29 protein-coding genes are annotated in these 23,638 nt (G+C 40.5%); 13 read left to right on the top strand and 16 right to left on the bottom strand.

Annotation, left to right across the window (positions count from 1 at the left end; translation table 11 throughout):
- Window positions 1-4: 4 nt before the first annotated feature.
- The 13 genes from J5A56_RS00650 to J5A56_RS00590 all read left to right on the top strand — a co-directional run bounded on the left by J5A56_RS00650 (window position 5) and on the right by J5A56_RS00590 (window position 13,659).
- Window positions 5-643 (top strand): hypothetical protein, encoded by a 639-nt coding sequence (locus J5A56_RS00650; protein ID WP_021671386.1) that lies wholly within the window; start codon window positions 5-7, stop codon window positions 641-643.
- Window positions 640-8,730, top strand: a complete 8,091-nt coding sequence (locus tag J5A56_RS00645) for a hypothetical protein (RefSeq protein ID WP_021671385.1) — start codon at window positions 640-642, stop codon at window positions 8,728-8,730. The genes J5A56_RS00650 and J5A56_RS00645 overlap by 4 nt, the downstream gene beginning before the upstream one ends.
- 144 nt (window positions 8,731-8,874) lie before the next feature.
- Window positions 8,875-9,336, top strand: coding sequence for an HU family DNA-binding protein (locus J5A56_RS00640; protein WP_021671384.1), 462 nt, complete (start codon window positions 8,875-8,877; stop codon window positions 9,334-9,336).
- Between the two features lie 61 nt (window positions 9,337-9,397).
- Entirely contained in the window at window positions 9,398-9,904 is a 507-nt protein-coding gene (locus J5A56_RS00635; protein ID WP_036919358.1) for a hypothetical protein, read from the top strand.
- A complete protein-coding gene (locus J5A56_RS00630; protein WP_021671382.1) occupies window positions 9,892-10,365 on the top strand; it encodes a hypothetical protein in 474 nt (157 codons plus the stop codon). Before J5A56_RS00635 ends, J5A56_RS00630 begins: the two co-directional genes overlap by 13 nt.
- A 66-nt stretch (window positions 10,366-10,431) precedes the next feature.
- Window positions 10,432-10,674 (top strand): hypothetical protein, encoded by a 243-nt coding sequence (locus J5A56_RS00625; protein WP_021671381.1) that lies wholly within the window; start codon window positions 10,432-10,434, stop codon window positions 10,672-10,674.
- A 1-nt stretch (window position 10,675) separates the two neighbouring features.
- On the top strand, window positions 10,676-10,951 hold the full coding sequence (locus J5A56_RS00620; protein WP_009011321.1) for a MerR family transcriptional regulator: 276 nt from the start codon (window positions 10,676-10,678) through the stop codon (window positions 10,949-10,951).
- Complete coding sequence (locus J5A56_RS00615; protein ID WP_021671380.1) at window positions 10,951-11,181, top strand: hypothetical protein; 231 nt, start codon at window positions 10,951-10,953, stop codon at window positions 11,179-11,181. Before J5A56_RS00620 ends, J5A56_RS00615 begins: the two co-directional genes overlap by 1 nt.
- Window position 11,182: 1 nt before the next feature.
- Window positions 11,183-11,626, top strand: a complete 444-nt coding sequence (locus J5A56_RS00610; RefSeq protein ID WP_021671379.1) for an N-acetylmuramoyl-L-alanine amidase — start codon at window positions 11,183-11,185, stop codon at window positions 11,624-11,626.
- A complete protein-coding gene (locus tag J5A56_RS00605; protein WP_021671378.1) occupies window positions 11,623-12,120 on the top strand; it encodes a DUF6808 domain-containing protein in 498 nt (165 codons plus the stop codon). The genes J5A56_RS00610 and J5A56_RS00605 overlap by 4 nt, the downstream gene beginning before the upstream one ends.
- Before the next feature lie 4 nt (window positions 12,121-12,124).
- Window positions 12,125-12,577, top strand: a complete 453-nt coding sequence (locus tag J5A56_RS00600; RefSeq protein ID WP_021671377.1) for a hypothetical protein — start codon at window positions 12,125-12,127, stop codon at window positions 12,575-12,577.
- A gap of 20 nt (window positions 12,578-12,597) precedes the next feature.
- Window positions 12,598-13,110, top strand: coding sequence for a hypothetical protein (locus tag J5A56_RS00595; protein WP_021671376.1), 513 nt, complete (start codon window positions 12,598-12,600; stop codon window positions 13,108-13,110).
- A 6-nt stretch (window positions 13,111-13,116) separates the two neighbouring features.
- Window positions 13,117-13,659: a hypothetical protein gene (locus J5A56_RS00590; protein ID WP_021671375.1), complete on the top strand. Its 543-nt coding sequence runs from the start codon at window positions 13,117-13,119 to the stop codon at window positions 13,657-13,659.
- Between the two features lie 79 nt (window positions 13,660-13,738).
- On the opposite strand, the gene J5A56_RS00585 is transcribed toward J5A56_RS00590, so the two are convergent.
- The 16 genes from J5A56_RS00585 to J5A56_RS00510 all read right to left on the bottom strand — a co-directional run bounded on the left by J5A56_RS00585 (window position 13,739) and on the right by J5A56_RS00510 (window position 23,638).
- Entirely contained in the window at window positions 13,739-16,471 is a 2,733-nt protein-coding gene (locus tag J5A56_RS00585; protein WP_021671374.1) for a hypothetical protein, read from the bottom strand.
- The gene (locus tag J5A56_RS00580; protein WP_021671373.1) at window positions 16,464-16,871 is read right to left on the bottom strand and encodes a hypothetical protein; all 408 of its coding nucleotides are present in this window, start codon (window positions 16,869-16,871) and stop codon (window positions 16,464-16,466) included. Before J5A56_RS00580 ends, J5A56_RS00585 begins: the two co-directional genes overlap by 8 nt.
- Before the next feature lie 43 nt (window positions 16,872-16,914).
- Window positions 16,915-17,130, bottom strand: coding sequence for a hypothetical protein (locus J5A56_RS00575; RefSeq protein ID WP_021671372.1), 216 nt, complete (start codon window positions 17,128-17,130; stop codon window positions 16,915-16,917).
- Window positions 17,131-17,151: 21 nt separating this feature from the next.
- Complete coding sequence (locus J5A56_RS00570) at window positions 17,152-17,301, bottom strand: hypothetical protein (RefSeq protein ID WP_021671371.1); 150 nt, start codon at window positions 17,299-17,301, stop codon at window positions 17,152-17,154.
- Between the two features lie 76 nt (window positions 17,302-17,377).
- Window positions 17,378-17,935, bottom strand: a complete 558-nt coding sequence (locus J5A56_RS00565) for a hypothetical protein (protein WP_021671370.1) — start codon at window positions 17,933-17,935, stop codon at window positions 17,378-17,380.
- Entirely contained in the window at window positions 17,928-19,064 is a 1,137-nt protein-coding gene (locus tag J5A56_RS00560) for a DNA cytosine methyltransferase (RefSeq protein ID WP_021671369.1), read from the bottom strand. Before J5A56_RS00560 ends, J5A56_RS00565 begins: the two co-directional genes overlap by 8 nt.
- A 5-nt stretch (window positions 19,065-19,069) precedes the next feature.
- The gene (locus tag J5A56_RS00555) at window positions 19,070-19,489 is read right to left on the bottom strand and encodes a YopX family protein (protein ID WP_021671368.1); all 420 of its coding nucleotides are present in this window, start codon (window positions 19,487-19,489) and stop codon (window positions 19,070-19,072) included.
- 79 nt (window positions 19,490-19,568) lie between these two features.
- Window positions 19,569-20,015, bottom strand: a complete 447-nt coding sequence (locus tag J5A56_RS00550; RefSeq protein ID WP_021671367.1) for a hypothetical protein — start codon at window positions 20,013-20,015, stop codon at window positions 19,569-19,571.
- Window positions 20,016-20,072: 57 nt separating this feature from the next.
- The gene (locus tag J5A56_RS00545) at window positions 20,073-20,384 is read right to left on the bottom strand and encodes a hypothetical protein (protein ID WP_021671366.1); all 312 of its coding nucleotides are present in this window, start codon (window positions 20,382-20,384) and stop codon (window positions 20,073-20,075) included.
- A 6-nt stretch (window positions 20,385-20,390) separates the two neighbouring features.
- Window positions 20,391-20,576, bottom strand: coding sequence for a hypothetical protein (locus J5A56_RS00540; protein WP_021671365.1), 186 nt, complete (start codon window positions 20,574-20,576; stop codon window positions 20,391-20,393).
- A gap of 23 nt (window positions 20,577-20,599) precedes the next feature.
- Window positions 20,600-20,791: a hypothetical protein gene (locus tag J5A56_RS00535; RefSeq protein ID WP_021671364.1), complete on the bottom strand. Its 192-nt coding sequence runs from the start codon at window positions 20,789-20,791 to the stop codon at window positions 20,600-20,602.
- Between the two features lie 6 nt (window positions 20,792-20,797).
- Window positions 20,798-21,364: an ATP-binding protein gene (locus tag J5A56_RS00530; RefSeq protein WP_021671363.1), complete on the bottom strand. Its 567-nt coding sequence runs from the start codon at window positions 21,362-21,364 to the stop codon at window positions 20,798-20,800.
- A gap of 70 nt (window positions 21,365-21,434) precedes the next feature.
- Window positions 21,435-22,181: a DUF4373 domain-containing protein gene (locus tag J5A56_RS00525; RefSeq protein ID WP_021671362.1), complete on the bottom strand. Its 747-nt coding sequence runs from the start codon at window positions 22,179-22,181 to the stop codon at window positions 21,435-21,437.
- Between the two features lies 1 nt (window position 22,182).
- Complete coding sequence (locus J5A56_RS00520; protein ID WP_021671361.1) at window positions 22,183-22,593, bottom strand: VRR-NUC domain-containing protein; 411 nt, start codon at window positions 22,591-22,593, stop codon at window positions 22,183-22,185.
- A 7-nt stretch (window positions 22,594-22,600) separates the two neighbouring features.
- A complete protein-coding gene (locus J5A56_RS00515) occupies window positions 22,601-22,873 on the bottom strand; it encodes an HU family DNA-binding protein (RefSeq protein ID WP_021671360.1) in 273 nt (90 codons plus the stop codon).
- Window positions 22,874-22,885: 12 nt separating this feature from the next.
- The gene (locus J5A56_RS00510) at window positions 22,886-23,638 is read right to left on the bottom strand and encodes an MBL fold metallo-hydrolase (protein WP_021671359.1); all 753 of its coding nucleotides are present in this window, start codon (window positions 23,636-23,638) and stop codon (window positions 22,886-22,888) included.

Genomic DNA, 23,638 nt, shown 5'->3' with positions numbered 1-23,638 from the left:
TACAATGAAAGTATATCGTCTTGATGAAATAGCAAAAGACGTTCGCATAGCAATAGACCAAAATATGTCCAGTGAAACACTGATAGGCTTTGATGATGTGGACACTCTTTCCTTAAACGATATTATCAAGTCAAAGGTTACAGATGCTGTAAAAAGAATACATAGTACGGCTCCTGCATACCTACTTGACGGAGGTAACAACTTTGGAGACGCCATCTACTGGAAAGAACTTGAAAGCGGTTGGTGTTTGCTTCCTGAGAACTTCATGCGTCTTGTAGTATTCCAAATGGATGACTGGGAGCGTGCTGTATATAATGCTATCAGTGAGGACGATGCAGAATACAAAAAGCAAAGTAGCCGCTTTAAGGGCATACGTGGTACTCCTCAGAAGCCTGTATGTGCAATAGCTATTCGCCCAGAGGGTAGAGCTTTGGAATTTTATTCTTGTAAGAGTGAGGATGCTATGGTAAGTAGAGCTGTCTATCTTCCTTATCCAGTAATAGATGAAGATGATGGTATCGAGATTTGCGAACGCTGCTACCAAGCTGTAGTTTACACTATAGCATCATTAGTATTAACAACTTATGGCAATGCTGATTTAAGCAAGGCGTTGTCAGATTTAGCAAAATCAGCATTAATATGAGTTCTGTAAAGACAACGCAATTAGACGGTGACGTATCAGTAGGTCGTAATACTTCCATAGGTGGCAATGCTACTGTTCAAGGAAATACTCATATAAAAGGCAATTGTAAAGTAGATGGTTGGCTTGAGGCTAAGAATGTCAAGTCAGCCAACAAGGGTCTTTTTACTACTGTCGAGAAACTTCGTGAGGCATACCCACGTCCACATGACGGCTGGTGGGCTATTGTTGGACGTAGCTTGCCAAGTCCTATTTATGTAGCTGATGGTGGTGCATGGGTAGCAACAGGAGAGAATGGCGGAAACCCTACAGTGGATAGTGAGCAATATAATAGCAACATATCTGAATTGCAGGGTGACCTTAACGCTACGAAGACAGATGTTAAGGGTATCAAAGATGATGTAAAGGCACTCAAAACACAAGTAACGACACAAGGCGATAGTGTGAACCAAACTCGCACAGCCGTTGAGACAGCACAGCAGACTGCCGAAAATGCTAAGAAAGCTGCATCTGATGTAAATGCTGAATTAACCACTATAAAAGACTCGAAAGGCAAGGCAAATGGTATTGCTCCTTTAGATGAAGATGGCAAAGTACCAGCTGTTCACTTGCCAAGTTATGTTGATGATGTCATAGAGTTTGATGGTTGCATGGATAGCTTGACAGCACAGCAGCAAGCTACAGAGAAGTCATCAAAAGACGAACATGCTAAGGTTATCTATAACAGAGCTAAGAATAAGTTTGTATTAGCAGTAACATCGGACGAAGATAGTACAACCACATATTATGCTGATTGGTCTGATGCGGACAATTACGGTACTGATTCTAAAGATGGTCGCACCCCTGCAAGTGGTAAGGTATATATTGATTCTTCTGACAATATTACCTATAGGTGGAGTGGGACGAAATTAGCCCCTATTGGTTCAGACCTTGCATTGGGCTATACAGCTGGGACAGCATTTCCTGGTAATGAAGGTGCAGAACTAAAACAGAACCTTGCCAATTCGCAAAGAGATATTGAAGCATTGCAGGACGATGAGAAGGCAGCCGTTGCTCGTGGCGTTGTGAATGTCAACAAGCTATTAGGTATGGAGAATAGAGACATGACTTTCTCTGTTGCTTTGGAAAAGATTAGCGAGTACAAGGGCAAGGAGAAGATAATGATTCCTGGTATCGTCCTTACATTCAACACACCTAATAATGGTTGGGTATCTAAGCAGTGGGTCAATACAGAGAGTTGGAACAAAGAGGGTAACTGGAAAGATTTTGGCGCAAACGGCACGAATATAGGAAACACCCTCAACGTCAATACGCTTTGCCCAGACGTTGAGTATACATTGAGTACAGCTATTAAGGCAGTCCAAGATTTGGAACAAGCAAGCGGTTTTACCTATTTCAGAAGCGGAGCAGTACTTACTTTCAAGACGGCCGAGAAAGATAGCAATGGAGCACACGTATGGGCAACATTCCAATTTACTCGTGAAGTACCAGACATCAATCCAGCAGACTTGAAGCCATGGGTTGCCTTTGGAGGTGGAGGCACAGCAAAGGTGGAGTTAACAGGCACACCAAGGAACAATGAAGAGAAAGCCTTTTCAAGTGCAGGTGCGTACAAGCACATCCCAACCAATCTAAAGGTTAACACAGAAACAGAGGGTGTTGTAAAACTACAGATGACGAATGAAGCAGGAGAAAGTATAGGTGACGAGCAGCAGTTCGTTGTCGGTACTGGCTCTTCTGTTGGTGGTACAACCATAGCTATTGCATTCAAAGAGAATCCTTTGTATGGTAAAGCTGGTGGATTATTCAACGTACATGCTTCTATCTTGAGTATCACAAAGGCAGGAAATCAAGAAACAAGTAATAGTATTACAAACGTACAGTTTGTAGATCGTACCACAAAGAAAGTCGTTGCAACATTCGACACAAAGAAACCATCATCTTCAACCTTGGAAGATTATAGCTTTGTCTTTGATTTGAGTCCACTCTATGTAAATGCAGGACAAGGCAGCTTGCAGATGGTAGTTGTAGACGATAGTGGTAATACTGCAAGCAAGAACCTATCTGTAGTAGCCGTAGATGTAACTTGCGTGAGTGTGCAGACCCTACACTACACCAAAGACACAAGCCTTGAAGTGGGAGGAAACGCAAAGAACATCTTGATGTATTCTTTCCCAAAGAATAGTAGCGATAAAGGTATCCGTACCACAATTGAATTATTCAGAGACGGCACGTGGCAGCCGTTAGAGACTACTGTTATTACAGATACGTATTCACACTCTGTAAGAATAGACCCGACAGGATTAGCGCATGGTGCTTATCCTATTCGCATACAAGGTCAAGATGTTGCGTCTGGTGTGAAAGGTAATATCTTGCATACTGCCGTTATGGTCATTCAGCAGGATAGTAGCCTTGATGACTACGACAAGCCTATTGTAGTGGCACGTTGGAGTGATGACAGTGAGGGGAAGAAGAAACTATATGCTACAGTCATTTTTGATGTGGCAGTTTATCAGCGTAGCACATCACGTCCAGAGGCTGTTATTTCACTTACCAACGAGACAACAAGCAAGACAGAGATAATCACACGACAGGTGATGGCTCGTGATACTACACAGGTGATAAACAGACGTCTTATCGGCTACCACGACGGAGACAACCTACTCTTTAGTGTTAATAGCGGTGATTCCACATTAAAAGAATCGTATAAGGTTACTATTAGTGGTACGTTACTTCCTATCAGTGAAACCGAAGGTGCTGTACTTAAATTCAGTATGGCAGAGCGTAGTAATGCTGATAGTGATAAAACGATAAAGACGGTCACATCAGATGGACTGCCTGTAAGTATTAATGTAAATGGTGCAAACTACACAACTAATGGCTTTGTAAAAGATAGCTTCGGTACAAGCGATTATGGTACAGCTGGTGACAAAGGACGTATGGCATTACGTATTGCAGAAGATGTAACAGCAGAGTGTACTTATCAACCTTTTGCTTCGAACGCTATCGAAACGAATGGCTTGGCATTCTCATTCACCGTCATGACCAAGAATGTTGCAGACCGCAATGCACACCTTATTAAATGTATGGGTGAGAAGTTGGGCTTTGTTCTGACAGGAGAAGAACTCATCGTAGCGACTAATGGCTCTCTTACAGATGCGGCAACAACAGCACTTGTGCCATACGTCAATGATAAGCCAACACGCTTCGATATTGTGTTTGAACCATCTACGATTGCACCATACGGAGGTATTGGTGTTATTAAGGTGTTCTTAAATGGTGATGAGGCTGGTGCTGTCGCATATAAAGCTGGTGAGTTAGCAAATCATAGCTCAACTATTCATTTCGATGGACACAAAGCAGATGTGTACCTCTACGAGTTGACAGCATGGAATACTTACTACAACTATATTCAAGCATGCTATAACTATCTTGTTGGCTTGACAGATACCACAGCGATGATTGGAGAGTATGAGCAGAACAATGTTATGGCAAGTATTACCGCAGAGGGAACGACCAAAGACCGTCCAACGATGCAGAAATGTCTTGACGCAGGTCTGATGGTATGTGCTATCTGTAAGAATCCAGATGCAGAAGATATTGCAGCAAACTATCCTGACTATCTTGAAACGAAAGATGGAGACAAGAAAACAAAACAGATAGTTGACTGGTATTGCTACTTCCCAGACCGCCCTTGGCAGAACTGCAAGATAATCGGTATCACGCAGACCAATCAAGGCACAACATCATCATGGCGACCTATTAAGAATAAGAAAGGTAAGATGAAGATAGCCATTGTCACCTTATTGCATACACGTGAAGAAATTCAGACTATGTTCCCTGGCAATGCTGATGCACTTAGCAAGTATGATAAGTGTGTGAAAATGGCTGCTAAGAACCGCATACAAGTTGTGGAGGGTGGAAACTTTACTAACATCATCTGTATTAAGGTGGACTATTCCGATAGTTGCGGTGCACACAACGGTGCTATGATGGAATTGATGAACGAGACTCAAATAGCACTGGGTGAAAAGTACATGACACCAGCACAGGTGTACAATGAGGGTGAGTATGAGATACACACCAGCATTGATAGCGTTCCATGCGCTTTGTTCCGCACCGATAGCCGAATGAACCACAGCGATGCCGAGAACCCTACCAAGGCGTATTTCCATGCTAAGGCAAACTTCAATGCCGATAAAGGTGATGCCGACTTCTTTGGCTTCAAGGGGGTAAACGGATATAGTAAGAAGTGCCTCAACTATGGTGACTTTATAGAACTCGTAGCAGCACAGAATCAAGCACTAACAGCTTTTAAGTCGCAAGTGTTAGCAGACACTACCCAATTAATTGCAGGAAATATCTATGTTCTTAGTGAGTATTGTGGTAATAAGCATTTTGTAATAGAGAATGACGGTAAGGGTGCTATGCGAGAGGTACAGGCTGTAGAAAAGCCTGTTGCAGTCGACAAAACGCTTGCAGAAGTCCTTGCAGATGATGTTAAGAACTACACTTGGCAGAATGTGTACAAGACCAGTGATGACCACTATGTACAGTATCAAGGTGGCAACTGGATAGACACTACTGGCAGTATGACCTTTAACAAGGCTACTAAGAAATGGAGTGTTATAGGACGAGTTGTAAATCCAACAGAGTGCTACGAATACTTAAAGTATGATAGCCTATGTTGGGGTCAGGGCGTGAACAGTCTTGATGACATGATGCGTATTGACCCTGCAACAGGAGCACCCATCTGGATGAGTTATTATGAAACTCGATATCCTGATGATGACAATCTTGAAGAGTTTTACAAAGCCGGCAAGAAGGTCCCTTATAACCTTTACAAGTGGCTTGTGTTCTCACAGCAATGTAACCAACATCAGACAGAAGCAAATGGGAACATTACACTTGGTGGTGTGTCAGTACCAGGAACAAAGGAAAATCGACTAAAGAAATGGCAGCAAGAAGTACATAAGTACGCCAATCCATATTCATTGTGTTGCTACACAATTGCGTCCGATTACAAGGCAGCAGTAGACCAGCGTAGTAAGAATATGATGATTGCCTTCTATTTGGAGCCAGATGGAACGATACGAGCCTACTTTAATCATTGGTACGATGGAGACTGTGTAGATCGTAGCGATAATGATTGTGGCCTTACAATTCCTTGGGATATGGATGCCGTTACTTCACATCTATATCAAGGTTGGGATAGTGTAACATTCGTACAGACGTATGCAGCACCAAACTTATGGATAGACGATAGTGGTACAACAACCATTACACTACATGAAGTAGCAGCTGCTATGCGTAAGACAGAGCGCAATAGTAGAAAAGTGTTCAGTGCTGATGGCTGCTATTACTATTGGATTACAAAGCGTTTGTCACGTTGGGCAAAGGTTATCAGTTCTTTCGATGGTGAACGTAAGTATATTCAGAACTCTACAGCAGCAGCCAACTACTTCTATGCACTTCACGGTTTGCGTTTAGAGGACTTACCTGACTACCAGCGTAAACGCTTTAAGCTGCGTGACGGCTATTATCAAGTAGGCGACTTATATACTGCACCATTCAAAGCACGTATGATGGGAGAAATCTCAATCAAGATAACAGCAGCGCAAGATGGCTTCTTTGGATTAGGTGAAGACCGTGCGGATACGGTTACAGATAGCTGTTACCTAAGAGCAGGTGAGACTTACACCTTAAGAGCCAACGCAGCACAGGAGAGTGGCAAGATGGTGTATGTGTTTGGTGCAGACAAATTGTCGGTGCTTGATATTTCGGCTTGCACACCAAAGCAAGAGGGTTTCGACATCAGTACTTGCACACTATTGGAAGAATTGATTGTTGGCGGAGAAAGCTATACGCCTGCCTACACAACAGGCGTTCTGACTTCTCTCAATCTTCCTGCAATGCCATTCTTAAAGAAGATTGACATACAACACACCAAGGTGCTTAGTGTGCGAGCAGAAAACTGCCCACGCTTAAAGACATTCCTTGCTAAGGGTAGTACATTGCGTACATTTACTCCAGCTGAGGCTTGTCCTTTAGAAGTAGCACAGTTCCCTGCAAGTATGACAGACATTGTGTTTGTAGGTATGCCAAAAGTTACTTATCCTAATGGAGGCTTGACCTACGAGGGCTTGAGTAATGTAAGTAGCGTGCGTATACACAGATGTTCGAATATAGACCCAGTAAGAATATTAGAAGATGCTGTTGCTGCCGGTGCTACGATTAGTACCATTTTGATAAAAGACGTTGATTGTTCTAAGAAAGATACCGCACTATCTGCAATGAAAGAAATGGGTACACGTGGTATTAACTCGGAACACACTAACATCTGCGATGGTCTAAGTGGAACATGGACGCTTACGAAGTATGTTGAAGATAGCAAGCTTGCAGCTTTGAAAGAGTATTATCCAAACTTGACAATACATCAGTCGCAATACTCACTGATAGTCTTTGACGATACTGTTGATGACCCTGCTAATATCAGTAACCTCGACAATGAGACAGGTCAGATGTTTTCTAATGACTTTGTGCCAAGCGCACATGTAGCCAAGATTAGACAGCAGCTTATACCAGTTAAGGGAAAACTCAACACGGAAAGAAACGTGTGGGAGGGCGTTAAGGTTTCAGAAACGAATTATCACAACCTTGCTAACGGAGTTGAATTTGACTATACCGATAAGGCTGCCGACGGCTTTGACGTGATGATGCGTTGTCCTGCAATGTGGTACAAAGGTATCAATGACTTCAAGAATCAGAAGAAATATATTGCATGGAGTAGTCTGACAACGGAGCCATTATCTACTGCTAAGCGTGTCACACGAAAGAAGCTGAAAGATATCCTGCTGAAAGCTAATACTGGCGTGATGTCTGAAAAAATCAGATTAAACGAAAGTACCTTGGATAGTGCTGGTATCCTTGCTGAGGTGTCAAATGTAGATGTTTACAAGATTGATGTTGCAGGAATGAAGCAGGTCAGATGGCCAGGTATGAATAATGCCACAGTAGGAGCATGTTTTCTGAATGCAGCAGGCACTATCATATCGAAGTACAATCTTGCAATAGGCAATACCGCCTTTGACTTCATCGATGGAGACTACGTCTTTATAGATGTGCCACAAGGCGCTAATGAGTTTGTATTCTCGTCAAGTAATGTAAACGCTGAATTAGAGGCTATTGCAGTAGACAGTGCAGAGATAGAAGCCGTTGAGCCTGATTGGGTACGCAATGAGCCATGGTTATTGGGTGTCTATCAAGCATCAGTAGATAGTCTACTTAGACTGCGTTCTGTATCTGGAGCAACAGTGCAGAGAGGTAGTAATAATAACCGTACATCTTCTGAATGGCTATACGACGAGGAGGGTTATGCAACTAACACACCTGTACGCAAGATGGAGTTTACCTATAAAGACTTCCAAAATCTTGCACACCGCAGAGGTAATGGCTATCAGATGATAGACTATGATATGTCTAAGCTGATGGCTGTTCTCTGGTTCTCATTGTCAGGAACACGTGATTCACAGTTGATTTGTGGTTATGGCTATGGTAGTAGTGATGTTACAGGCTATCGTGATGATATTGGCAACTCTGATAGTAGACGTGAAGATAATAGAGGAACAAAGTGCTTAGGTTTTGAGAGTTTCTTTGGTGTTTATTATGAGTGGGAAGATAATGTTGCCGTGAATATACCGTCTTATCGTCAATATATGAAAGACAAGACGGTAGAGGTTAACACTTATCCGACAGACGCTGTATGGCATATCTATGACCCAATCAGCAAGACAGAACGACTTGTGCAAGGGACTAAAGACAGCAGTTACTGTATAGCACGTGTAAGACATGGACGCTATTGTGACATTATCGCTTCAAGAGTAAGCTCTGATGATAGCAGATGGGCATCCAACTATGCCGATGGACAATGGTATAATCATGCAAGAAGCCGTGTTGTCGGGCGTTCGTGTCGCGGTGCGTCGGCGGATGGCGGTCTCGTCTTTGCGGATGCGCTAACCACATCATCGCGGTCGAGTTCGAGCGTCTGTTCTCGGCTTGCCTTCCGTGGAAAAGTTGAGATAAGCGAATAAAGCGCTCACTATGGTGTCAGCATCGTGACACTATAATGACAGCGTTGTTACACCATAGTAAAAAACTATCACATCAATAGCAAGAGAAAAAGCCACGAGGACAATCCTCTGGCGTTATGTATAATCCTTTAATTTCAATTTATTATGGAAAAGAATTTAAGTTTTCTTCTAAAAGAACAGAAAATGATGGTCGGACCAATGAAGGGTAAGAAGGTATTCATCGCAACACCTACCGACCGTCGACGTATCTCACACCGTAGCTTCTGCGAGGAGGTGGCACGTGCAACAACATTCACGGGTGCAGAGGTGGAAGCCGTGTTGCGCCTGGCTGCCGAGACGGCTAAGAAACATGTTGAGAGCGGTGAGTCGGTTGACTTTGGCGACATCGGTTCGCTGACCCCATCCTTCAAGTCGAAGGCTGTTGAAAAGGCTGCCGATTTCAACGCTCAGAAGCATATCACTCGCCCCGTGGTGAAACTCCGTCCCTCAAAGCGTTACTTCACGCTGACGGACGTATCGTATGAGCGTGTCGAGCCACGTCCAAGCGAGAAGAAGAAGAAAAGCGGCGGCTCTGAATCTCCATCAGGTCCTACGGTAGAAGCTTAACCCTGCCCTCCGCTCTCTCCTCTTCATGAGGAGGGGGCGGAACTTAAAATATAAAACAGTTATGAATACAGAATTTTTCAAAGTGTACGGAGCGAAAGAACGCAATGACAGTTTATTACGGCTGTCCGATGACCATTACGTGTTGTTCTATGGCTTTGGCAAAGACAAAGACAACGACGAAAGCGGCTACTGCTGGCGTAAGGACTATGGGCACAAGCCTACAGAAGAAGAATTAAAGGGCGATATAACAACACATGTCAACAAGCTAATTGATGCGAAGATACTCACAGGATTTACCTACGAAGGAAGCCTTGTTTATCTATCCGCAGAGAATCAGTTTAATTACAAAGCAGCTTTTGACTTGTGTATGCTTACGGATGGAGGCAATCTACCTGTAACGTTCAAGTTCGGGCAAGAGAGCGCCCCCAAGTATCGCCAGTTTAACACAAAGGAGGAATTGAAAGACTTTTATTTATCTGCGATTTCGTTTGTAACCAATGCGCTTGCAGAGGGGTGGGCAGAAAAGGATATGGTTTATAAAAAGGATATGCAGTCATGGTTTACTTAATCATCTTCTCAGTAGCACTTTCAGTTGCAATGGCAATAGTTGCAGCAAAGAAAGCAAAGGAGTTGCCAGATAGTGTGAGTAGTTTCAGCTATTATGTAGGTGATGTTCGCTTTTCGTTGTGGGCAACAATGACAGCAGCAGTCTTGTTGTTCTCTTCTCTTCTTGCTTTGCCGCCTAAGCAGGGTTATATTGCAGGACTGATGAGTGTAGGCTTGTTGATGGTAGCAGCTTCTCCTTGCTATCGGACAGAAAACAAAGTACTACACTATGTAGGCGGTTATCTCTTCGGATTGGCAAGTCAGGTTGTGGTAGCATTACTCACGCCGTGGTTACTCATCTTGTGGGTGCTGTTCCCACTTGTCTTCATTCGTAAGGATTGGAAAGAGAATGCTACATTTATTGCTGAGGCAATATGTTACCTTACATTAGTCGTCAGTCTTATTGTGTCTCTATTGGCGTGAATACAAAGATAAACTTCAAAGAAAACAATGCAGTGTTAATTTTGCAAAAAACAAAAATACATCATAATGAGGAAAGTAATTAAATGGCTAAAAGAAAGTAACAGGTATAAGCACCTTATCGGCGGTGTACTTATCGGTGCTGGTGCTAACAGCTTATATTGCGCAGCGTATGCTGGTATAGGCGTTGCGACAGCATTAGAACTGAAAGATAAGATGTGGGGCGGAAAGACAGATATCGTTGATTGGGGGCTGACAGTCGGGGGTGTAGCTATAGGCTTCGGAGTAAGAACGTTAGTAAAACTTCTATAATATGGCAATGGATAAAGGCATAAGAAACGCTATGATAGGTGTTATTGGCTCAATCATTGTAGCCGTTGCAGGCTCATGGGTGCAGCTCAATCAACGCATATCAATACTCGAGGTACAGGTTATGAACGACCACCAATTGTTCGTAGGCTCTCAAGAGGATATGAAAGAAATAAAGTCGATGCTTGGTGAGATAAACATTAAGGTATCGCACCTTAACGACATCAAGGCAGACCGACCTAACATGGATAGTCATATAACACAGAAAGGCGGTGAATAATGAAAGCATCATTTAAAAGTATTATAAGCAGGTGGAGAGCAACAACACCGAAGTTCTTTAAGAATATTGTTGTATTGGGTTCAGGTGTCAGTATTGTTGCTGTTGCTATTCATACCGCTATGACAGCAGCAGCGGCTACACCTCCAGAATGGTGGATAAAGATTTATCCATACCTCGTAGGGGCAGCAGCAGGTATGGCAGCTGTAGCAAAATTAACAAGAGAGAAGTAAGATGAGAAATATACAATACATTGCGGTTCACTGCACCGCAAGCCATCAGTCACAGACGATTGAGGGCTTAAAGCAGGAGTTCAAACGTAAGGGTTGGATTAACCCTGGCTATCATTATGTAGTGTCTCCTGACGGCAAGATTACACAGCTTCTTGATGAAGACAAAGTAAGCAATGGTGTGAGGGGATTTAACTCGGTGTCGATTAATGTTGCATATATCGGTGGTATAGATGTCAATGGCAAACCCACTGATAACCGCACAGATGCACAGAAAGCAAGTCTGCGCTCGCTGTTGAAGATGCTACATAAGAAGTACCCTACAGCAGTTATTCAGGGACATCGTGATTTCTCTCCAGACTTGAATAAGGATGGAAAGATAACCCCTAACGAATGGATGAAAGCTTGTCCGTGTTTTAATGCCAAAGAGGAGTATAGCGAACTATGAGAAAGAAAATATCCTTGCTACTATTTGTAGCGTTCACTATCGCAATTTGCGTTTACGTTTCACAACGCAAATCATCAATTGACATAAAATCCATTATAAAAACGGATACCATTATTCGTCACGATACGTTAATCTATCGTACACCCATAGTAAAAGATAGCTTGATAGTTAAGTATAGGACAGCAGTCTTACCAGTGGTACGTCAGGATACAATTACAAAAGAGTTTGTACGCACGGTGATGGATAGCGTTGAGGTGAAGGTTCCGATAACACAAAAGGTGTACGAAGATAGTACCTATAAGGCGTGGGTAAGTGGATATGAGCCTCAACTTGACAGTATATTTGTTTATCAGAAGACACAAGTAATCAATCATTATATACGAGAAAAACCAAAACATTGGGGGATAGGCTTGCAGATTGGCTATGGGTGTACTGGTAAAGAGTTGCGTCCTTATATAGGAATAGGAGTTAATTATAACATATTCAGATGGTAGAAGTATGAAGACGGTTGTTTTTAAAGTTGGCAAAAACGATGTTTACCAAGAGGTCGCAAAGACCACCTCATACACAGGGGCAAAGATGGATAATGACGAAGACGCATACGATCGTATCTTTACAACTGATGAGGACAAGACAATGCTCGAACGCTTCTGGAATGAGAGTAAGAATATGATTGCTGGTAGTCTAAAAAAACTACTAAGTTCAGAGCGTGAAGAGAATGATGAATACATATTAGAACTTGAGGTGTCTAATTCCTTTGATGACAACCTCAAGGAAAGTATGCAGCGTAGTTTGTTCAGCTTCTTTGTTATGAATATAACAAGCAAGTGGTATATATTCACAAATAAGAATGAAGCAGAAGGTTATGCAACATCAGCGGCTACGGATATGGAAGATGTTATGCGTAAGGCTTATTACAAAAAGAAACCAGTACGTCCAACATACGATTAATAATATTAAAAATAAACTATATGGCAGAAAACAAGAAAGACCTAACGGTCACCGAAGAAGTAAGAGAGCTTATCTATGATGTTCAAAACAAGGCTTATCTGACAGGACAAGCAAGAGAAGCAGAAGGTAAGAAACCGTATCAGGCTGCATCAAATATGCAGGCAAGTGATGATGATGAGAACAGTTATCAGATACGACGTTCCCTTGCAAATGCTTTCTCTTCCCTCAAGAGTCTTTTAGGGGAATATCTCTACGAAGATAGAAGTACGAGTAACAATCGTATGATTAGCGAAATTGATAATAATGGGCAATTGACTTTAGCTTTTAAGTTACCTTCAAATTACAATAACGCTTCTGCGGATAGCCTTGGTAATGGTATACATTCCTATTTAGTTGATATGACACTTGCTGATTGGTTTGCTATTACTAACAAAGAAGATGCAGAGGTGTATGCAGGGCATTCAACAGTTAGCCTTGAGAATGTAAAACGTGCGCTATATAAGCGGAGTCGACCAACACGCCCAACTTATTAAGTAAAGATGCTTATGACTTGTTGTAAAGAATATGCAGCAGAGCAGCAGAAAAAGGTTGTAACGCTGACTTTCAAGCGCAAAGAATTGTTATATGATGCCAGTAACTATTCTTTTGTTGAGGCTGATATTATGCCCCAAGATACAGAACATGCCAAACATCAAGTGTTTGACATCGTTCAAGATGGCAATATAGATCGTGTTACTCGTATTCTTAACTTAGCTCATGCAGAATGCGTGGAGTTACTATATCCATACGCAAAAGAAGAAATACCTGACACAGAAGAAGTGCTTGATGATATTTTGAAAGAACCAGATACCTACACTATTAAACTTATGCTTCCTTACAACTTTTCAATGACTACGGTTAAGATGTTGGAAGAGTACATACATGAGTTTCTTGTGTGTAGTGTTCTGTCAGATTGGTTAAGCATAACATTTCCACAAAGCGCAGAGCGTTGGGAAAGTAAATTAAGAGATACAAAAATAAAAATACGCACTTCTCTTATGTCGAGAATTGGTAAAGTTAGGAGGAAGTTGAAACCATGGTAATAATCAAGGGCAGCGCTACATCACGTAGAACTGCCCTTTTGTTAAAAATCAATCTTAACCTATAAACTAAAAACCTAAACTATCTCGGCTGGTTGGTAAATCGTGGTGTGAATTGCACCGAGCAACCAGTAATTCCTTCATCATTTGAAAGGTTAGCAAGTAGCACTATACGAATGTATTTATAAGGCGTTCCCCTAAACCCACGTAAGTAATGGTCTATGGATGACCATACTGGAACCCAGTTATACAAATCATTAGAAGCATAGAGAATAGACTTCACATGTCCTTTCTTAAATACACCACGCTGTATGATGGTATCAACAGACTTATGAATGTCATAAGCATCAAGTTTTATTGGGCGTGACACAACGATACTTTTATAAACCTCGTCGGCTTTATCAGAGAAATTAACAAGGCTGCCATCATTAAGTACAGCAAGTGCATCAGGGTAGGAGTTTACGTTGTCTGCAATATTAGATTGCATCATTCCCCACTGCTTTGACTTTAGTGAGAATATATAAGCATAATTGCAATTATGCTCTTTACTATTGTTGTAAGCGATGATTCGTTGATGCTCATAGTCATATATCATTCGACAATCACGTACAAAATCCATGAAAGGTAATATTCTTAGAGTTCCTTTCGACAAGTCTGCGTGTTCTAAGATTTTATCTATCTTAGGTAACATCGTTACTGATACTGCATTTTCTCCATTGAGAATATCAGAGATGCACATTGTCTGTGAACCTTGCAGAAGCATTATACCTCTATCAGTTGTAAATAGAACAGCTGAATCAATCTGCGTGATACTCTTTGATGATAGACACACGTCACGTGTGATAGGTTGTTTGGCAGAGTATCCACCAGTAGAATTGACTTCCAAAGCCCATACTCCCTCATCTGTGAAAGCATATAGTGGGAATTGCCCGAACTGACCTTGCGATAGAGCTTTTGCGGCGGTTGCTATTCCTAAAATCCTACCTGTTCCAACAGTATTAATGCCTGTGACAGGGAAGTAGAAAGGGTTATTGACTTCGGAGGTGTATATCTTATTAGGTTTTTCAACAGTCCTTTCTACATCAGTAGAAACAGATGGTAAGTTGTTCACCTTTTCTTCTAAGTCATTCCAACCACCATAATAAAAAGAACCATTAAGAAAGGCATGCCGTTCAAGTGGCACTTCGTAGAAAGTTCCAAAGTAATCCCAAGAATTAACAACCGCTTTGTAAGCATTTGCATTTGGATAGTAAATGAATAGCACTGGATTATTTACACCAAACACTCCTGCTGTACCATTTACGACAATATCTTTTCCATCCTGTTTGATATATACATATACGGAAATTGATATTTTTCTATCTGACATTGTAGATTCTGCGTTAGACCAATGCTTTATATATCCATCAGTAAATGGCATCATTGCTCCAGCATTGAATCCCTCAAATAGTTTCTTTCTGATGCTGGTGATATTGATGCGTGAGTTATACTCAAATGCGTACTTAGGTATAATCTTATCATGACTGTCGTAGTCATCTGTCATCACCTCTCTATTGACTAAGGACTGCAAATAGTCTTCTTCTATATTGAGAAGCGTGCGTGTTGTAGTAAGCTGTTCTATCTTGATACTTTCGAGAAAGTAGAAATTTGAGCAGTTACGGATATTTTCCTTTACGGTAGAGGTGTCCTTGCGTGGTAGTCCAAGTATACCGCCAGGACGTGTGCCGAGATTATCTTTATCAAATGTCATTTGATATAGGTAGCCCATATCTTTCTTTTGATAGCGCAAAGGATATTTGGTTTTATCTGCAGCTTGATTAATATGTTTGCAAATACTATATCCCCAAGTATCATCACCGTACTCGTCGTAATTAAAGAATTTATCACATTCGCCATTCTGATCGTACGTATAGATAGGCTTTGAAATAAATATATCAACAGATTTGACAATATCAGTCCAGTCTTTCAGTAAATCTAAATCACTCTGTTTGATGACAGCATAGTCCAAAGAGTGTAACATTCCTACAACACGAACATCAGCTCTGTTCAAACCATTCTTACCATACAGATGTCGCCACATGACAATAGGAGCGCAACTTGTAGAACATACCATGAGGACTGGTGCAGAATGCCTGATGAGATTACCATCATAGAGACGATAGGCATATCTTACAAGAAAAGGAAATATGAATTTACCTTTATTAGTTGACCTGTCAGCTATGAATTTGTTTACTTTAGCCAACACTTGTGAAGTTATTTTTTTCTTGTTTTCATCGGAGAACTCATTGTAGCTAACATAGCTACCTCCATCTCCCTTTGTCTTTGTCTCCCAGTTAAGGTTATCAAACTCAAGAGTAAATTCATCAGTACGCTGCATCTCACCCTGCAAACCAAAAGAAATAGGCAATTCAGGAATATCATTGCCGAGGAATAGATAACCAGAAGTATCACCTTTCCAAAGGAAGTAGAACATACCAGCATCTGTAAGGACTATAAGAGTGTTCCCTACTCCAACTACTTGATACAACTCTTTGTCACCTATACTATACAGGTCTGTGAAGTTGCTACCGTCTATAGTCCACAGCAGTTTCTTGTTAGCAGTATTAATGATGATATAATGTGTATAGGTTGTAGCCTTATGCACATATACAACACTGTGGTTTTCTCCAAGGTTGAATACCATCTTTGGAGCCGACATAGGTTTTAATGCACTATCTTCAGGAATGAGGTTCAACAACATAGCAGAGTCTCCATCTTGACACGTATTGTCAGGTGGGACTGTTGATAGTCCGTTATACTTTATCTCTTTATTCATGTTTAGACGGCTTGTCAATCTGATAATATAGTTTGTTGTTAGTTTCTTTTACTGATACAGACAATTTGCACTTGCTTTCAGCAGGTAAGTTGTAATCATAAAAAATACGTCCAACCGATGGGGTGAGAGTCTCGAAACCTATACATTTATACTTATCGTTGTATTGTATATCACAAAGCTGTGTAGGCTTCTCAATATTTGGATTAGGTATAAAAGCAAACAGTCCACTGTCAGACACACAAAATACGAATACAACGGCTTTCTCAGCCGTATCCGAATATTTACGGATATGGCTGAAAAGCTTCTTAGATAGTGTAACAGAATTGTCTGCAGGGTCTAAGATTACATATAATCTAAGTGACCAATACCAGTTCTGTATCTTTTTGAGAATATTCATCATTCTGCAAATATATTGCACATAAAGGTTATGTGCGGTTTATCTTTTAATACTCTTTGCGAGAGCGGAACGATATTGTCTCAATAAAAATAAAAGACCGTGTAGTCTGTAATCCGTCACGATGCTTGTCAGCATCTTCTTTGCAGGTGAAGATGTACGAACAAATCTCGGTCTTGTCAGTCCCTTTTGTTGCTACGATGTTCGCATAATACTTGCGTCCAAATAGGAACGCAATCACTTCTTTTAATACTGTTGTTTGCATAATCTAATTTTTAATTTACAATTAAATCTCGTGACAGGGTATCAAGTCTTTTGCTTCTTCCTCCCACATATCGGCTTCGTTTCCCTCAAAATCAAGGTAAACAGTTCCATTGTTTAAGTCTGCAAGGGTTTCCAACAGGCCTCTTGCTTTTTCCGCTGTATTTATATCCATAATATTTACTTTTTACGTTTCACCTTATTAGCGTATAATTTCCGTGACTTTTCCGTGACTTTTCCGTGATGATTCGTTAGTCTACTAACTCAAAAATATACGCAACCACCCACGGATTACTTTCCCATGTACCTTTACCACTTACCTTGTCAATGAGATAGACAAAGGCTTCACATGCACTTGGAAAAGCTACAGTGTGGGCATCTCCTATATTTTTGGAAACATAAAACAAATCCTTATTGTCATAAAATTGCCAAACACCCTCACGCATAATATCCTCGTCTGATATATCTTGCAAGCGTTCAATACGCACATCTGTAATCTTGATGTGGTGGGGCATCAAATCGGCACGGACAAACATTTTATTCTTCCATCCAGCCTGAAATTCTCTATTTATCGAGCCATCTACATTGATTATAATATCGTTGTATTCCGCCATACATTCGATAATATCCTTATATGGCTGCGCTATTGCTATCACTTCGCCACCCTTATAAGGAAGATATTTCTTTGTTTCTTCCCAATTGCCAAGCGGTATATCTTTTTTCAACACTCGCCTTGTCATTGTCTTTGTTCCGTTCAGCACCACCTGCGTAAGGCAGTACTTGTCATTAAACATTATCTTCTTAGTCATAATCTATGTTATTTATCACTTTAAAAATCTCAAATGCAACTTGCGGTACCCAGGCATTTCCTAACGATTCGATGCTTTTGCTTCGCCATTTTGCGAAAGAAAGGGTAAGGTCAGCCACTCTAAAGGGTATCCCATCATTTCCGTTACATACAGGGGATTGAGTTGGGAAGTCCCGCCACCAATCTTGTGGGCAATCTGCTCTGCCAAATTGGCATTCGGTTTGCCGTGTTTTTTCAGAGCATTCATCGTCATACCTGAGCGCATTCCATCCTTTTCCATTGGTGTTAAAAGAAATCCTGAACATGCCATTGCCGTCAGTCCTTTCCCCATTTGACTGTTTGCATTGTACTTTGTTGTCCACTTCGTTCCCTCCGAAGCATTGGGTGTTGGCAGAAGCTGCATCTTTGCACATTTTGCCAATGTTGGTCGCTCTGTTGCATTTTTGCTCAATGATTTGTTTATGCGTCCTGACCCTTTGTCTATTGCTGTCGGTGTTGGCAGCAATAGAGGACTTAGAAATTCCGTTTTGCCCTTCTTGTTGCAAACTTTCAGCCCTTGCGTCTGTACGGTGGGCAACAATCCATACTCTGTCTCTTCTGTGTGGTGCTCCGACGGCACAAGCCGGAATAACAATCGGCTGGACCGAATATCCTGCATGCTCAAGGTCTTCACAGATGACATCAATAGTGAATTGTTGCTCTGTTCTGTATATGTAATTCTCTTCGAATAAATCATCCGTGCGTCCCACTTTAAGCGCATTACAGGGCTGTACCATTGAGAGGATTCCATTAACGTTTTCACCAACAACCCAAGTGGGCTGAATTTGCCGTATTGCTCGTAACATTTCACCCCAGAGGTAGCGGTTATCTTCCGCTCCCTTTCGCTTACCGGCAACACTGAATGGTTGACAAGGGAATCCTCCTGTGAGGACATCAATGCGTCCTCTCCATTTGGTGAAATCAGTTTTTGTAATGTCTTCATAAGAAATACTTTTGGGAAACCAATACTCTAAAATTTTTCGCTGAAACTCTTGTATTTCACAATGAAACATATTAGTCCAGCCTATCCACGAGGCAGCGAGTTCTGCTCCACCAATACCCGAAAAGAGGCTTGCGTGAGTATGTTCCATACGCTTTACTTCATTAATTCGGGGTTGTCGTAGATGTTACCTCTAACTTCTATATCAGACAATACACCTGCATCAAAATCACTATCTAAAACAAAATTTATTAAAGACCAAGTAGTTTTTTTTTTCAGGATAGATACACCATATCTTTTGGATATACAGACTACCCCTAAAAGTTCCTGTTCTTGAAAAAGTACATCCCCCTTAAAGATTTTCTTTCCGTTCTTATCATTGAGCCACCAGTATTGTCCTATAGAGGAAAGATCTGTAATAGGATAATAATGCTCACCGTCTTCTTCATTAGTTACAATGAAATCTTTGTAATTGCAATTATAGCAATTATAGATAGGCTTTTTGTCAAAGTGTACATAACTTCCATAACGCCAGTTGCCAAAGCATTTTGCTCTGAATAATATTTCTCTGTTCATATTACTTCTTTGTATTTTCCTAATCTCGTAGTCGCAAGAACTAACTACAAAAGATAACACTGATAATAAAATTAGTTCTTTATAATATACTATTTATTAGTAATACGGTCGCAACTCCCCATCCACTGAATGCTATCGTATATGTAATCCATCTTGCTATGGAAAAACTCTCCAATGCTTTTACATAGCTATTTTTGAATTTAATAGCATCACCAAATTTATTCTCAAAAGTTTCCGTACAAGCATCGGACAATATCCGTTCTATCTTCCTACGACCTTTCTCCGTGATGATTGGGCTAAATTCGTCGTTTTTATACAAGCCGTTCTCGTGTGAGAAAACATGAGTATTGTAAACAGTATCTCCGTTGTATTTGTCTTGAAATCCGACTCTAATATCAATTCGAAACACACCACGTTCTTGGTAATACTTCTCTGCCAAATCACGGATTTTCGTATCGTTTGACTCGGCTTTTTCTTGAAGTTTGTTATACTCATACTCGCTTAATTGTACAATTCTGTTTTCCATACTAAATTTCCTTTAAGTTAAATAAATCCGCTTGCATTACCGCTGCTTTTATATATGTCATTCTTCGCTTCCTTTCAGTTCTTTGATTAACGCATCGGCAAGCCTAATAGAAAACGTTGCAACATCTTTGTAGCTTGGGTTTGGGTTAACTCCCTCCACAATAGGAGCAGACAAAATCCCTATCATTGCCGACTTTGCTATTTCGTAACGTCGTTGTTCCCAGTTGATATTAGGCAGAAAATCCAAAGCCATATCCAGTAATTCTCTACCATCTTTCGTGGCATACTTTGTACATGTTCTTTGTACTGTTGTTACTCCACTTGGCGAAATCTCTACTATTTCGCCTGTATTTTTTACTCTTGCTTTCATAACTATTTATCTAAATAATTCTTGTTCCTTTGGTTGATTTCCGATAATAGCGTTTACACGCTTTATCTCAGCATCAACTTCTCTCTCAACTGTTTTACACTCATTAAGCACAGATTTTCTTCGTGTCTTAAAGTACTCTTGTTGAAGTTGCCGCATCAAAGCAACCTTGCTAAAAAACTCACGACTATTCATATTACTTTTCTATTTTTAGTTCCTTAAATACTCCTTGCCAACTTCGTATATTTACGTTCAAAATGAATACACGTGTTAGTATTCTCTTTGTATTCAACAGGCACCCACCACAGCATTGTATCAGGAGGATCGGGCAAGTATCTCTTGCATTGGTTACGGAGTTTACAAGCTACACCAGAACAGTAGGCGTAATCATTTTTAATTTCGTTGTTCATAAGTTTTTAGTTTCTAAAGGATTTTTCGTTTCCAAAGTTTATAATATGTGCCATTTCTCTTAATCTATCTGCAAAGCGTTCGTCATAATAACCTGAGATTTCGTTAGCAGAGAGGTTTGATGTTGAGATTGTGCAGAACTGCTCTTGATATCTATACATCATAATATCTGTAACAGCAGTGATAATATCTCCGTAGTTCATACTCTCACGTGGTTCTGCTCCAAGGTCATCAATACATAATACTTCTACATTTCGCAAGAACTTGTATTCTCCCACAGCTTGAATATTTTCCTTTGTAGGGTTATTATACGCCTTTGCAAGTAACACTAACTCTTTTGCTGTGACTATTCTAAAGCCCGTGTAAGGTAGTTCGTGCATTTTGCTTTCAGGTGTATATGTACTATCAGAGTGAACATAAGCATATAAAGATTTAAGCGCATACACCATGGTTGTTTTTCCATTACCTTTGTTGCCAGACAAGAATAAGCCAAATTTGCTGTCGTTTGACACCAGCCATTGTGAGATATCCCATATATGCTGTTTGTATTCATCAGTTGCATTGAACGTCCTCATACGTGTAGTAACCTCAACTCTACATGATGCATATAACATTGTATAAACTTGTTTAGCTGTGTAAGGAAGTCTAAAACGTCTCGGAATACGTTTTCTTTGCATCAGCTTTGAGTATATTTCCTCTACGTCCAGCTTTACTGTTGGCTCTATCTTTATCATTGCTTACTATTCTTAACCAATTATTAAAATGTTTTTTTGCATCAGAGAGATCTTCATGTTTCATTTTCCCATCAGCGATACATTGTAATTTGAATTCATCAAGCTTTGCTCTTATTTCTTCTGCTGTCATGTGATGCAGTGCTTGTAGATTATCAATCCAAACCTCAGCAGACTTTAATTCGTTTATCTCATCGTCAAGAGTGAGTGCTTCTAAGGCAGGCTCCTTGTTAATGATGTTTACTTTGTTTATATGAGTTGTTACTCCTTCTGTATCTTTCTCAAGGCAACTAAACTCACTGACACTGGCACCACGCTTACAAGTTCTATTAATATTCATATACCTTTCTTGAATGCCTTTGGAGGTAAGAATACTATTGGTTTCAAAAAGAGTTTTATTGAATAGTCCAACAGTCAGGCAGCAATTAATAACCTCTTGTATATACTGCTCATCGTAACCAGACAACTCTGAGATAATAAATGGCAGCTCTTCATCCCACTTTGTGTAATACCCATCGCGGTAGATGATACAGAGTAGGAGAGTGTACACCGTTATAGCCTTACCACCTTGATAGCGAATTAACTTTCTTATCTTGATGTCTTGAAAGAAATCAATATCGAAAGGGAAATATTCAAGACCTTGTTTTATAGCACGCCCCATATTATAAATAATACTTTAAGTAGTTATCGACTTCATTAATAAAGTCTTCAAGTGAGTGACAAACCACGTATTTATATTCTCCTTTATCTGTTACGATTCGCTCCCATTCCTTTTGCGAAGCACTTTGTCTTCCTGAAGCAGTCTTCATTTCAATAAGTAATGCACCATAGAAACGATTAGGAGCAAGGAGTATTAAATCAGCAACTCCAGCGACAACACCTTCTTCTTTTAGCTTAGCAGCAGTACGTGCATCACGCTTCCCACCATTTGGTATAGAAAACAATCTACCTTTTAAGCTTTGGTGTTTGAGGTTGAACCACCGCACACAAGAACATTGTATGCGGTGTTCCTCATCAGAAGGACGCTTACGCTTTGTAGCTACTTGCGCAGCTACTAATTCTTCAAGTGTCATATAAAATTTACACCTTATTCATTTGTTTCTTTAATTCTACAGCAATTTTAAGCCTTGCAGTGTTAACAGCTGGAATAGGAACCTGCTTACCACGTAGGTAAGACATCCTTTCCTTTGTTTTAACCACCTTAATAGTTGCAAAACTACGAAGAGAAACACTCTCACCATTAATGAGAGACTTCTTAATAGACTTAAAAATAGCATCATAAGCTTTTATAACTTGCGAGCGTGTAAGGTTAGTTGTTGAAACCACCTCTGAAATAATTTCGTTCTTTGTCATTGTTCTTAATTATTAATATGGTGTTTTGTTGAATTCTATTTCCATTCCTTTATGTGCAGCAATTACATTCTTACCAGTTGCAGCCTTTATCCCTGTCACAAATTCAGACTCATTGCTATTAGCATCAGAAAGATGAATAAGAATAATGTTATTCACTTGTGATAGATCGTTAGCTTGCAAAGTATCTAAACACGTGTTATAACTCATGTGTGATTTGATGGTGCGTTCACGACGTACTGGGGAGATGTGTCCTGTATCTGTGTTATGGTTAAGAATATCCAAACTATAGTTACATTCTATCAGTACATTGTTTAGGCCAGGGAACTTGTATTTAAGATAATATGTATCTGTTGCAAATAAGACAGTCCCACATTCCTCGTGTCTGATAAGATAGCCAAAAGGTTCTTCTGCATCATGTTGTACATCAAAAGGTATAATGTCAAATCCGCCTAAGCTGAATCGAGAGCCTGCCTCACACATTAAAGGTGAGAAACTGGCATAATCACTTGGAATCGTTTTGTGCATCGTTCCTTCTGACATTCTTACAGGTATTCTTGCTTCGAGGTATTGCAAAACATACTTTGCATGATCTCCGTGTTCATGAGTGATGCAACACCCAACAATAGAGGATATGTTAAAGTTTAATGCTTTCTTTACCTCCTGTAGCTTAATGCCAGCTTCAAGTATTAGGACCTCCCCAGTCTTTTCAGACTGGAGGAGGTAGCAGTTACCTTTGGAAGATGAACCTAAAATGTACAGTTTCAT

The organism is Prevotella melaninogenica (assembly GCF_018128065.1).
Classification (GTDB): Bacteria; Bacteroidota; Bacteroidia; order Bacteroidales; family Bacteroidaceae; genus Prevotella.
The sequence above is the reverse complement of the archived record's forward strand: the minus strand, read 5'-3'. Positions and strand labels throughout refer to the sequence as shown.